Annotated in this window: 12 protein-coding genes; 8 read left to right on the plus strand and 4 right to left on the minus strand. The window is 57.9% G+C overall.

Annotation, left to right across the window (positions count from 1 at the left end; genetic code table 11):
• Positions 1–67: 67 nt before the first annotated feature.
• Entirely contained in the window at positions 68–820 is a 753-nt protein-coding gene (gene hda / locus VIL80_RS00335; protein ID WP_332034174.1) for a DnaA regulatory inactivator Hda, read from the minus strand.
• 2 nt (positions 821–822) lie between these two features.
• The gene (locus VIL80_RS00340) at positions 823–1920 is read right to left on the minus strand and encodes a DUF2066 domain-containing protein (protein WP_332034175.1); all 1098 of its coding nucleotides are present in this window, start codon (positions 1918–1920) and stop codon (positions 823–825) included.
• 218 nt (positions 1921–2138) lie between these two features.
• On the opposite strand from VIL80_RS00340, the gene purM reads away from it, so the two are divergent.
• The 8 genes from purM to VIL80_RS00380 all read left to right on the plus strand — a co-directional run bounded on the left by purM (position 2139) and on the right by VIL80_RS00380 (position 11578).
• A complete protein-coding gene (gene purM, locus VIL80_RS00345) occupies positions 2139–3191 on the plus strand; it encodes a phosphoribosylformylglycinamidine cyclo-ligase (RefSeq protein ID WP_332034176.1) in 1053 nt (350 codons plus the stop codon).
• Positions 3192–3197: 6 nt separating this feature from the next.
• Complete coding sequence (gene purN, locus VIL80_RS00350; RefSeq protein ID WP_332034177.1) at positions 3198–3875, plus strand: phosphoribosylglycinamide formyltransferase; 678 nt, start codon at positions 3198–3200, stop codon at positions 3873–3875.
• A complete protein-coding gene (locus VIL80_RS00355; RefSeq protein ID WP_332034204.1) occupies positions 3835–4701 on the plus strand; it encodes a DUF3108 domain-containing protein in 867 nt (288 codons plus the stop codon). Before purN ends, VIL80_RS00355 begins: the two co-directional genes overlap by 41 nt.
• Before the next feature lie 230 nt (positions 4702–4931).
• The gene (locus tag VIL80_RS00360; protein ID WP_332034178.1) at positions 4932–6410 is read left to right on the plus strand and encodes an OmpP1/FadL family transporter; all 1479 of its coding nucleotides are present in this window, start codon (positions 4932–4934) and stop codon (positions 6408–6410) included.
• A gap of 650 nt (positions 6411–7060) precedes the next feature.
• The gene (locus VIL80_RS00365) at positions 7061–8443 is read left to right on the plus strand and encodes a CmpA/NrtA family ABC transporter substrate-binding protein (RefSeq protein ID WP_414684505.1); all 1383 of its coding nucleotides are present in this window, start codon (positions 7061–7063) and stop codon (positions 8441–8443) included.
• 36 nt (positions 8444–8479) lie between these two features.
• Entirely contained in the window at positions 8480–9472 is a 993-nt protein-coding gene (locus VIL80_RS00370) for an ABC transporter permease (protein ID WP_332034179.1), read from the plus strand.
• Between the two features lie 33 nt (positions 9473–9505).
• Complete coding sequence (locus VIL80_RS00375) at positions 9506–10312, plus strand: ABC transporter ATP-binding protein (RefSeq protein WP_332034180.1); 807 nt, start codon at positions 9506–9508, stop codon at positions 10310–10312.
• A gap of 21 nt (positions 10313–10333) precedes the next feature.
• Entirely contained in the window at positions 10334–11578 is a 1245-nt protein-coding gene (locus VIL80_RS00380; RefSeq protein ID WP_332034181.1) for an alginate export family protein, read from the plus strand.
• 110 nt (positions 11579–11688) lie between these two features.
• Here the strand turns inward: VIL80_RS00380 and VIL80_RS00385 are convergent, their stop codons facing one another.
• Together VIL80_RS00385 and VIL80_RS00390 are read right to left on the minus strand one after the other, a co-directional pair.
• Entirely contained in the window at positions 11689–12120 is a 432-nt protein-coding gene (locus tag VIL80_RS00385; protein ID WP_332034182.1) for a c-type cytochrome, read from the minus strand.
• Between the two features lie 54 nt (positions 12121–12174).
• Complete coding sequence (locus VIL80_RS00390) at positions 12175–12939, minus strand: HesA/MoeB/ThiF family protein (protein ID WP_332034183.1); 765 nt, start codon at positions 12937–12939, stop codon at positions 12175–12177.
• Positions 12940–12946 lie beyond the last annotated feature (7 nt).

Consider the following 12946-nt stretch of genomic DNA (forward strand, 5'->3'; position numbering starts at 1 on the left):
ACAGTGTAGAAGCAAATGCCAAAAAGGCCGGGCGGTTGCACCGGCCTGTTACAAGACAGTTCAGAACCTAGATGTTCAGAACTTGTTTGACGAAGGGAATGGTGATTTTGCGCTGGGCCTGCAGCGAAGCGCGGTCGAGCTGCTCCAGGCAGGCGAACAGCGCGCGGGTGTCCCGCGGGGCCCGGTGGAGAATGTAGTGCGCCACATCTTCCGGCAAGTCAAAGCCGCGCAGCTTGCTGCGCTGGCACAGTGCCGCCAGTTTGTCGTCGTCACTCAGCGGGTGCAGCTGGAAAATAAGGGCCCACTGCAGTCGCGACTGCAGGTCCGCCAGCTCAAGCTTCAGACCGCGGGGCGATTTGCGCGAACCGATCAGCAACTGACGGCCGCTATCGCGCAGACGGTTGTACAGGTGGAACAGCGTCGTCTGCCAGTTGCGGTGCTTCTCGATCAGGTGCAGATCGTCGATACACACCAGGTCGAGGAACTCGAGCCCCTCAACGATCCCCTCGGGGTCGCTGTCGATCAGATCCGCCAGCGGCAGATACTGGAAGCCGCGCCGGGCACTCTCCGCGCCCTGGCACACTGCCTGCAACAGATGGGTTACCCCGCTGCCAGACTCTCCCCAAATGTAAATACACGGCTCGGGGTTGTCGCCACTGGCGAAGGCCCGCAACAGGCCGACAATCTGGCGATTGCTGCCCTCCAGACCTTCGCCTTCATCGCGGGACTGGAAAAAATTGGCAAAAGTGGCGTCATCCCGCAGGGAAACTCCCAGCGAGAGCTGCTGTGGAACGCCACCGGTTTGATTACTCTGCCCCACGATCAGTGCCAGCTGTAGCGAAGCGGGTTTTGCGCGCTGCCCAGCGGGGCGCGATAACCGGAGAGATCCACCAGCCCATCTTCTCCCGCCGGTTGCAGGTTGCGGTTGAGGGACAGCACATCACGCAGGTTTTCCAGCGGAATGCTGCTGGTGAGAGACAGGGTCAGGCGATCGCCATTCACCGCCAGTACATCGGCACTGCTGACCTGGGCCAGCCCCTGCAGATAACTGGTGGCCTCGGAGTAATCCGCAAAGCTGCGGACTCCGGCGATCTCTACCAGCACCGCGCTGGCAACACCGGAGCCACCGGCGCGCACGGCATAGCGCTCGGCCATGCGGTTGGCGGCCTCGTTCACACCGCGCAGGGCAACTTCTTCCAGCGAGCTGCCTTCCGCATCGAAGGCATAGCTGCGGCCACCGTGAATCAGCAGCCAGTTGGCCTGCCAGCGCTGGGCGGAGGTCTGCAGCACGCGTCCCATCAGCGTGGCATCCGGGCGGTAGCGCACACCCGCCTGCTGGGCTGCAGTTTCATCCTGCGCCCACAGGCTGCCAAGTGGCATATTGCGCTGGTCATTGAGATCCATGACCGGGAAGTCCAGCGGCAGGCCGCGCTCCTGGGCAAGGCCGTCGAGCAGGCCGAATAGCTCCGGATAATCTTCCTGGCGCAGGGTATCGCGGCCAGACTGCAGCGTATCCACCGCCATCCATACCAGGGTATCGGGACGGTTGTTGGGCCACAGGGGCAACTGAAGCTGATGTACCAGATCATTCACCGCCTTGGGGTCGAAGGTCAGGTTCAGGAAGAGCTGATTGATGTCACTGTCGTAACGATAGCTCTGCACGTACTTCTGTGCCTGCTCCAGCACCGGCGCCAATTTCGGGTCGTTGACAATATTCTGGTCACCGGTCACCCGCACAAATACCCGTCCGAGGCCGCGCACCGTGGCATCGGCGCGGTCGGAGGTTCCGCGGCTGGCAACCGCTTCACTTACTTCGTACAAATCGGGCAAAACTCTGGCCGAAGACGGCAATGCCAGCATCATTGCCGCCAGTAACAGCGAGAAACAGAGCACCATACGGAAATTCGTCGTTAATGGCATCGGTTCTCAGTCCCCTTACCTCTTATGTTTTTGCGTGTGACTGCACGGCCTGCAGGTGGCCATTCACAGCGAACCTGCGGATTGGGAGTCACCTCCCGGCAGTCAATTACCGGCTATTGTATCAGTGTCGGCTATTTCTCCCAGCCTTCAGTTCGCACAATGTGTACTTTTTCCACTAGAATACGCGCCCTTCGAAACTGGCCCTTACAGGTTGAACCATGAGCGACTCCAAGCCCAACTCTCCCTCCCTCAGCTATAAAGATGCCGGCGTTGATATCGACGCGGGTAACGCGCTGGTTGAGCGCATCAAGCATGTTGCCAAGCGCACCTCGCGCCCGGAGGTAATGGGCGGACTGGGTGGCTTTGGCGCCCTCTGCCAGCTGCCGAGCGGCTATAAAGAGCCGGTACTGGTTTCCGGCACTGACGGCGTGGGCACCAAGCTGCGTCTGGCCATGGACCTGGGCATCCACGACACCATCGGTATCGACCTGGTGGCCATGTGTGTCAACGATCTGGTGGTCGCCGGCGCCGAGCCGCTGTTTTTCCTCGACTACTATGCCACCGGCAAGCTGAACGTCGACATCGCCGCAGATGTGGTGGGCGGTATCGGCAAAGGCTGTGAACTTTCCGGCTGTGCCCTGGTGGGCGGTGAGACTGCGGAAATGCCGGGTATGTATGAAGGCGACGACTACGACCTCGCAGGCTTCTGCGTGGGCGTGGTGGAAAAGTCCGGCATCATCGACGGCAGCAAGGTAAAGGCTGGCGACAAGCTTATCGCCCTGCGCTCTTCCGGTCCCCACTCCAATGGTTACTCGCTGATCCGCAAGGTGCTGGAAATCAGTGGTGCTGACCTGCAGAAAGACCTGGAAGGCAAGACCCTGGCCGAGTCCCTGATGGCCCCGACCCGGATCTACGTAAAGAACCTGCTGACCCTGATCAAGGAAATCCAGGTCAACTCCCTGTGCCACATTACCGGTGGCGGCCTGCTGGAGAACCTGCCGCGCGTACTGCCGGAAAACACCCGTGCCGTGATCGACACCAAGAGCTGGGAGCTGCCGCCGGTATTCCGCTGGTTGCAGGAAGCGGGCAACATCGAAGGCCGCGAAATGTACCGCACCTTCAACTGCGGTGTGGGCATGGTGATCTGTGTGCCTGCCGAGGAAGCAGACAGGGCTCTGGCCAGGCTGCAAGAGCTGGGTGAAGAGGCCTTTATTGTCGGCAGTATCGAAGCCGGCAACAGCGGTGAAGCCGTCGAACTGGCGGGACTCTAAGCCTCCATGTCGACTGCCACTGAACTCGCTGCCAACCTGCCTGGCAAGTGCCGCGCCGTAGTCCTGATCTCCGGCAGCGGCAGCAACCTGCAGGCGTTTCTCGACGCCGCCGCGGATGACTCTTGTGACTACACCGTGGAAGCGGTGATCAGCAACAAGGCAGACGCCTTCGGCCTGACCCGTGCCAAGAATGCCGGCATCACCACCGAAGTCCTGAGCCATCGGGACTTCTCCGACCGCGAAAGCTTCGATGAGGCCATGATCGAGGTGATCGATGCCTACCGCCCGGACCTGGTGATCCTGGCGGGCTTTATGCGCATCCTCACTCCGGGCTTTGTGCGCCACTACAGCGGACGCCTGTTGAACATTCACCCGTCTCTGCTGCCAAAGTACCAGGGGCTGCACACCCATCAGCGTGCACTGGACGCTGGCGACAGCGAACACGGCGCCACGGTACACTTTGTCACCGAAGAGCTGGATGGCGGCCCCCCCATCGTACAGGCGGCGGTTGCCATCGAGCCCGGCGATACTGCCGAGGCCCTTGCACATCGCGTACTGGTGCAGGAACATCGGATCTATCCGCTGGCCGCCAGCTGGTTTGCTCAGGGGCGGCTCAAAATGGTCGGTGACCGCGTTGAGCTGGATGGGGAATTGCTGCCCCGCAGCGGCAAGCGTCTCGACTGACGGGTCGGTTACACTTCCGGCCTGGACTATGGAAACAGAATTACAGGCCGGAGGTGAAATCTTGTCCCGTTACCTTGCATTCAACGCTTTTCCCGCATTTGTTTTTGCACTTGTTTTTGCCCTGATCCCCAGCGCTCCCAGCTTTGCCCAGCCGGACACGGCCACATCCCCTCCCCCTCAAGTACTTATCCCCTTCTCCGCCACTTACAAGGCAGAGTTCAGCGGCTTTGGCGTCACGGCCGAGCGCACACTCAGTGGCAATGCCAACAGCTGGCGCCTGGATTTTTCCGCCCACTCCATGTTCGCAAAGATCGAGGAGTACTCCCGCTTCGGCCTGCAGGGCTTGCGGCTTGTTCCGCAGCATTACGATTACCAGAAGTCCGGCCTCGGCAAAGATCGCCACACCGCACTCAGTTTTGAAGACAACGCCACCCGTGTCATCAATGTGTACGACAAATCACTCAGCGTCGACAACGCACCGGATAATATTCAAGACAAGATCAGCTACCAGCTGCAGTTAGCCATCGATATCGCCAACGGCAAATCACCACTCAAATACCAGGTAGCGGACGGCAAGAAAATTCGCGAATACGAATTTGAAATCACCGGCCGGGAAAAACTTAAAACATCAATGGGTCTGATCGAAACCATCAAGGTGCAACGTGTGCGGGGACAAGATGCGGAACGCGTCACCAACATCTGGTTTGCACCGGAGTGGAATTACGCTTTGGTAAAGCTTATGCAGAAAGAAGATAATGGCAAAAGCTACCAAATCACCCTGACAAAATTATCCATCGACGGAAAAGAAGTCCTCGCAAAAAAATAATTCGAAAAAACTTTTCACATCTCTACAAAAATCTACGCCAAGGCGTAGATTTTTCCGCTTAGCGCCACTATAAAGTCGCCGCATTCTCCACGAGCGTAAAATTCACACTGCTAGAATCTATCTACTGGGAATTTGTTTGCTTCAGGAAAACCATTTCTGGAAATGCTTCTCAGCCAGATTCGGGCATTTTTCTCCCGTCGGCATAAATTTCAGCAATTGAGTGGGACCTCATGACGATCAAAACTCTGCGCAGAGCCGCACTGGCTGCGGCGATTTGCTCCGTATCCACCGGCATTTTTTCCAGCGGCGCCATGGCGGCAGGCTTTGGGCTCCAGGAATCCAGCACCTCCGGTCTCGGCCGCGCGTTCGCGGCAGAAAACGCCATTGGCGACAACGCCGCCATTCTGGCCCGCAACCCGGCAGGCTCCGCACTGTTCAACGAAATGGCCTTTTCCGTCGGTGTAACCTACGTAAACCCGGAAATTGATGCCGCCGGCACTACTGACTACTACCTGCTGACACCAACCGGTCCGACGCTCGCGGGCTCTGTATATGCTAAAGCGAATGACTACGCGTCTAGCGCTGCGGTTCCGAATGCCTATCTGGCAGTACCTTTCGATGACTGCTGGTCATTCGGCCTGGCGATCAATACCGACTACGGGCTGGAGACCGATTTCGACTCCGACTGGCCGGTTACCCATATTGCCGACAAGACCGAGCTGATTAGTGTCGACATTGCCCCTTCTGTGGCATTTGATTACAACAATCAATTCAGCATCGGTGTATCCGTCAACTTCCTGTATGCGGACGCGACACTGAAGAGCAAAGTGCCGAATAATTTTTTGCTCGACCCCCTTGCAGAACAGGTGCTGGGCACTTCCGTATCCAATGCGAAACTTCTTGATGCCGATGGCGACGACTGGGATTACGGCTGGAGCATTGGTGCGCTGTGGCGCAGCGTCGACGGCCGCACTCGCATTGCTCTGTCCTACCAGTCCGAGTTGGACCCGGAAATTGATGCGGATGTGGATTCCGATCTGCTTCGCGCCTACGACAACGCCGGCAATGTCGTTGGCACTTTCCACAACGAGCGCGCCAACCTCACCCTGGATCTGCCGGATATCGCGGAATTCGGAATTTATCATCGCTTCGATGAGCACTGGGGTGTTGCCTTCGGCGCTCTGTGGACCGACTGGGACGACTTCCAGCGCCTGGAAGCCTACTTCCCCGACCAGCGTGTCAACGGCAATCCGATCCCGGACTACAACCCGCTGCACATCAAGGAAGAAAACTTCCAGAGCGGCTGGCGCTACAGCCTGGGCCTGGAGTACTACCCCTGTGATGAAGTCACCTGGCGTGTAGGTTACGCCTATGACGAAGGTGCTGCGCGCGACGGTCTGAACCACGACGGCATCGAAGAATCGGCAGCTTATGGCCTGGGAGGCGGACTTGGCCTGCCGGTTACCTGGCGCTCCCTGTCCATCCCCGATGCGGACCGTCAGTGGGTGACCTTTGGCGGCACCTTCAAGTTCAACAACCAGTTGAGCATTGACGCCGGTCTGGCGTACCTGTGGGGTGACGACGAGCCAATTCAGGAATTCCAGGCTCTGCCACTGACAGACACCGTTGGACTGGGTACCTATTTCAACGGTGGCACCACCAACCTCGAAGCGTGGCTGGTGGGTGCATCCCTGAACTACAGTTTCTGATCACGCCGCAGATCACTGACTGACCCGATAAAAAGGGCCGGGCGCTTGCGCCCGGCCCTTTTTCGTTTTTGCCGGATACCATCCAGCCGACCCTATTTAACGCGCATGCACCATTCCGTTCTCGGTAACGCACCGAAATGGATGCAGTGACTGCGACAGAAAACGCAGCTGTACAACTCCTCCTGTCACCAAATTCCACAGCACCAAAACCTCCGGAAAATTCTGCCGCGGCTCTCCGCCCCTTCAAGTACCACAAGACGAGCGAAGAAAACCTGCCAAAAAATCAACAAGTTGCCGCATCCGCCCACTCGTCCTCCCACGCAGCTACAACGCCCTGCCAAATTCAATGACTGGTCGATCAGGATCCCGCGGTAAAAAGTTGGCACAGAGACTGCAAAGCGACTGATAAATGCGGAAACACATCTCCGCACCGAAATGACCCAGCAACTTTCGCGACTCATTTCCGTTGACCTACCGGGCGCACTTTAAGCCCGGATAACAATCAGACTGGCAACGCCAAGGCGTTTGCCCTTGAGCAGAGGCGCTCACCGATCCTGCCCCGTTTGCAGGGCATCGGTGAGCGCTTTTTTTTTGCACCAAATTTTCGCAGACCAATTCTGAATCACTTTGAGAGCAGGAGCACGACACCCATGTACTGGAAAACGCCCTTCAAAAAACTCGCCGCAATACTGGCCCTGGCTGCGGGACTCGGCGCCGGCATGTCGTCAGCATACGCCGCAGACCTCGGCTATCCGGAAAAAGAGGAACTGACCTTCGGCTTTATCAAGCTCACGGATATGGCGCCGATCGCCATCGCCTACGAAAAGGGCTTTTTTGAAGACGAGGGACTCTACGTCACCATCGAAGCCCAAGCCAACTGGAAAGTTTTATTGGATGGCGTGATCGACGGTCGCCTCGATGGGGCACACATGCTGGCCGGACAACCCATCGCCGCCACCATGGGCTTCGGTACCAAAGCTGACATCATCACCCCCTTTTCCATGGACCTGAATGGCAACGGGATTACCGTTTCCAACGCCATCTGGGAACAGATGAAGCCAAATATCCCCAAGCAGGCAGATGGCAAACCGGTCCATCCCATCAAGGCCGATGCACTCAAGCCGGTGGTGGAAAAATACAAGGCCGACGGCAAGCCGTTCAATATGGGGATGGTATTCCCGGTATCCACCCACAATTACGAACTGCGCTACTGGCTCGCTGCCGGCGGCATCCACCCGGGATTTTACGCTCCGCACAAGGGTGACATCTCTGGTCAGATCGATGCGGACGCGCTGCTTTCGGTCACCCCACCGCCTCAAATGCCGGCAACCCTGGAAGCCGGCACCATCTACGGTTATTGCGTCGGCGAACCCTGGAACCAGCAGGCGGTGTTCAAGGATATCGGCGTACCGGTGGTAACCGACTATGAGATCTGGAAAGACAACCCGGAAAAGGTCTTCGGTATCACCCGCGAGTTCGCGGAAAAGTATCCGAACACCACCGTGCGCATCACCCGCGCGCTGATCCGCGCTGCCATGTGGTTGGATGAAAACAACAATAAAAACCGACCGGAAGCGGTGAAGATCCTGTCCCGTTCCAACTATGTGGGCGCGGACTACGATGTGATCGCCAACAGCATGACCGGCACCTTCGAATACGAAAAAGGCGACAAGCGCGAAGTGCCGGATTTCAACGTGTTCTTCCGCTACAACGCCACCTACCCCTACTACTCCGACGCCATCTGGTACCTCACGCAAATGCGCCGCTGGGGCCAGATTTCCGAAGACAAACCCGACGATTGGTACAAGGAACTCGCCGCGAAAGTATACCGACCGGATATCTACCAGGCCGCCGCCCAATCGCTGGTTGCCGACAAGTTGGCCAGTGCCGATCAGTTCCCAGACTTTGCCAGCGAAGACGGCTTCCGCGATCCGCAGACACATTTTATCGACGGCATCGTCTACAACGGCCACAAGCCCAACGAGTACATCGACAAGTTCGCTATCGGCCTGAAGTCCGGCCAGAAACTTTAACCGGAATTTACCAACATGAACCCCGAGGTAGCAGGTATGAGCAGCACGACAGTGAATACGGGCAAGTTTTATGGCTTCCGATTGCCGCAACTGGAAAGCAATTTACTCGGTAGCGCCCTACGCCTGGTGGCGCTGCCACTACTGGGGATGCTCGCCTTCCTGCTGCTGTGGTCGGTGACCGCACAGAATATCGATACGTCACTGGGGAAATTTCCCGGTCCTGCGGCGGTGATGGAACAGTTCAATACGTTGTACGGTGAACACCAGCGTTCACGGGAAAAGGAGCGCGCGTTTTACGAGCGTCAGGAAGTGCGCAATGCAGAGCGGCTTGCGGCGGACCCCGGTTACGAGCCGAAAATCCGCGCCTACACCGGCAAGGAAACGTTCGTCGACCAGATTGGCACCAGCCTGGTCACGGTAATGAGCGGCTTCCTGCTGGCGGCAGCGATTGCGATTCCGTTGGGTATTGCCATCGGGCTCAGCAAAACCCTGAACAGTGCGATCAATCCGATCGTGCAGATTTTCAAACCGGTGTCACCACTGGCCTGGCTACCACTGGTGACGATGGTGGTGTCTGCACTCTACACCAGCCCCGATCCGCTGGTGGCCAAGTCATTCCTCAACTCCATGATCACCGTGACGCTCTGCTGTCTGTGGCCGATGGTGATCAACACCGCGGTGGGCGTGGCAGGTATCGATCAGGATCTGGTGAACGTAAGCAAGGTGTTGCGTCTGCCTCCGCTGCGCCACGTACAGAAAATCGTACTGCCCGCTTCGGTGCCGATGATTTTTACCGGTATGCGCCTGTCCCTCGGCGTCGCCTGGATGGTACTGATCGCGGCAGAGATGCTGGCGCAGAATCCGGGTCTTGGAAAATTCGTGTGGGATGAATTCCAGAACGGCAGTTCCGATTCCCTCGCCCGCATCATGGCCGCGGTGCTGGTCATCGGATTTATCGGCTTTCTTCTCGACCGCGGCATGCTGATGCTGCAGCAGCTGGTGTCCTGGGACAAGGGCAGCAACCAGTAACCGAGCCACACATTCAAATTGGAGAGCGGAGCAATGAGCGTACTTCTGGACATCAGCCATATCGATATGGAGTTTCCCACCCCCAAGGGCACCTTTACCGCCCTGCGCGACGTGGACCTGAAAATTCAGCAGGGGGAGTTTGTTTCCCTGATTGGCCACTCCGGCTGCGGCAAGTCCACCGTGCTGAATGTGGTCGCCGGGCTGTACCAGGCCACTCGTGGCGGCGTCATTCTGAGTGGCAAGGAAGTGAGCGAACCCGGCCCGGAGCGCGCGGTGGTGTTCCAGAATCATTCCCTGCTGCCATGGCTCACCGCTTACGAAAATGTCGAACTGGCGGTAAAGCAGGTGTTTGGCAACGGCAAAACCAGGGCCAAAACAAAGGCAGAGATGCGTGCGTGGATCGAACACAACCTGGAACTGGTACATATGAGTCACGCCATGCACAAGCGCCCCGGGGAAATATCCGGCGGGATGAAACAGCGCGTCGGTATCGCGCGCGCACTGGCCATGCAGCCCAAGGTGCTGCTGATGGATGAACCCTTCGGCGCCCTGGATGCCCTGACCCGCGCACATATGCAGGATTCACTGATGGAAATCCAGGCGGAGCTGAACAACACGGTGATCATGATCACCCACGATGTGGATGAAGCGGTGCTGTTATCCGATCGCATCGTGATGATGACCAATGGCCCCGCCGCCACCATCGGCGAAATTCTCGAGATTGCGCTGGAGCGCCCGCGCCATCGCTTGGCGCTCGCCGATGATCCGCAATACAACCAGTACCGAGCACAGGTGCTCAAATTCCTCCACGAGCGCCACAGCAAACGATTTTTCAATTAAGTAGAAACAGGAACCAACCCCATGAAAACAAAAAAATTTGCGCGTCTGACACTAACGCAACCGACACACCGGATTCTGGCAAGCGCTATCGGCGCAGCGACCCTCGCCGCCGCGTGTATTCCGGCACAAGCACAGGAGACTGTAACCCAGCAAGCTCCGGTCGTGAGCAGTATTACCGATGCACTGGCCCAAGGCGACGTTACCCTGGGCTTGCGTGCACGCACAGAAATGGTGGATACCGCGGGCGGCGACGACGTGGATCTTACCAGCCTACAGACGCGCCTGACCTTTTCCTCGGCCAGCTACCAGGGTTTCAGTACCCTGCTTGAAATGGACGATGTCACCCACCTCACCGAATTCGAAGGCGGCGTCAGCGACCCGGAAGGTACCGAAGTCAATCAGGCCTATCTCGCTTACACCACTGGAGCCACAACGATCAAATACGGGCGTCAGCGCATTCTGCTGGACAACCAGCGCTTTGTGGGCGGTGTTGGTTTTCGCCAGAACGAACAGACCTACGACGGCTTCAGTGCCAGCAATACGAGCTTCACGGACACTACCCTGTTCCTCGCACATATACGCAATGTGAACCGTATTTTTGGTGAGGACAGTCCAGCGGGGGACCACACCAACGATAGCTACCTGCTAAATGCCAAATACACGGGTCTCTCGGCAGGCGCCCTGAGCGGGTATGCCTACCTGCTGGACAATGAAGATGCCGCCGCTTTCTCCACCGACACGTACGGCTTGCGCTTCGCCGGCAGTCAAGCGGACATGAGCTACACCCTGGAATACGCCACGCAATCGTCGGCCGCAAACAACCCCGCGGATTACGATGCGGACTATCTGCTGGCGGAAGCGAGCTACAAAATTGGTCAATTTACCCTGGCGGGCGGTTACGAGCTGCTGGGAGCGGACGGTGCCAATGGACAATTCATCACACCACTGGCCACGCTGCACAAGTTCCAAGGCTGGACGGATAAATTTCTCGGCGGTGGTAGCGGCAATATCGCCGGCGGTATCGAGGATGTGTACCTGTCGCTGGCTACCAGCCTCGGCGGAGTGAAATTCGCGGTCAATTATCACCAGCTGAATTCAGACGATAGCGGTGTATCCGGCATGGATAAACTTGGCAGCGAAGCGGGATTTTTACTCGCCGGCAAGCTGGCGGGTGTGAACCTGAGTATGAAATACAGCGCCTACAGCGCCGACGAGTTCAGTGTGGATACCGACAAATTGTGGCTGACCGCCGAAGCACAGTTCTGATTACGCCCAGGAGACGTTCAACCTTACCCAAACCCACTCGTTGAGACTTACCCGGCCACACGGCCGGGTCTTTTTTTTTTGCCCCGCAGAATGCACTGGGAAACGCACGGTTATTTTTCCGTGGACATATAGCGGATCAGTTGCGCGAAATCCTCATCGGAGCAGCTGTAACACAGTCCCGCTGGCGGCATTGCCTTGAAACCATCCCGGGCGTGCGCAATAAGAACATCGATTCCCTGTGCCATACGCGGGCTCCAGGCCGCGGCATCGCCAGTCTTCGGCGCACCGATTACCCCCTGCTCGTGACAGCTGGCACAGGTCTGGCGGTAAGTGTCCAGCAGTTGCTCGGAAACATGTATCTGATCCAGTTCCGTAGCCGGCTGTGTTTCCACTTGTTGCATCGCGGCAACGTGTGCAGGAGTTTCCGGTTCGTCCGCGGACTGGCGCTTGCCTTCGGCGCAGCCCACCAGCAGTACCCCGGCGACACCGGCGAGTAACACAAATCGGGACAGAGGATGTTTGGATAAAAGACGTGCTGCCAAGGGAATGACCTTTTTGCGGGGATTATTGTGTGAATGCCTGGTTGTTTTTACTGTTTATCGGCAAATCGGGCAAGTGCTGTTTGCCGGCAAGGCCAGAGCACGCCACTCGAGTGTTGCGGCTTCGAACAACTGCAATTTGTTCAGGCTGGATACCGGCAGGCCGACGATAAGCTTGATGGCCTCCAGCGCCTGGGCACTCCCCATCATCCCGAGCGCCGGGCCGATCACTCCGACCGTGGAGCAGTTCTCCGCTTCCGGCAGGTCACTCTGCTCGGCCGCTGGCGGAAACAGGCAGGCATAACAGGGGCTCGAATTTGTGCGAAAGTCAAAGCTCACCAGCTGCCCGGAAAAGCCGCGTACCGAGGCCATAACCACGGGGACTTTTCGCTCGCGGCACACGCGGTTGATGGTGTGGCGAATATTGAGATTGTCGGTGCAGTCGAGCACCAGATCGAAGGATTGCTGGCTCAACAGTGTCGAGAGCCAGGCCTCATCGGCCATAACGCAGTGGGCGTGTATGCGTATTTCCGGATTGGCCGCGGTGAGTTGCTGGGCGGCCACCTGCGCCTTGTCCTTGTCACGGTGATTGGTTTTGTACAGGACCTGACGCTGCAGGTTGGAGATCTCCACCCTGTCGCCATCTACAAGATGCAGCTCGCCGATCCCTGCCGCCGCCAGATACAGCGCCGCCGGACTGCCGAGGCCACCGAGACCGACGATCAGCACCCGCGCGCCCCCCAGTTTTTCCTGCCCGGCCTCACCGATCTGCGGCAACATGATCTGGCGGCTGTAGCGCTGCAGCTGTTTGCGATTCAACACGGCAAGG

This window comes from Microbulbifer sp. (assembly GCF_036563125.1).
In the GTDB taxonomy this organism is placed as follows: Bacteria; Pseudomonadota; Gammaproteobacteria; order Pseudomonadales; family Cellvibrionaceae; genus Microbulbifer.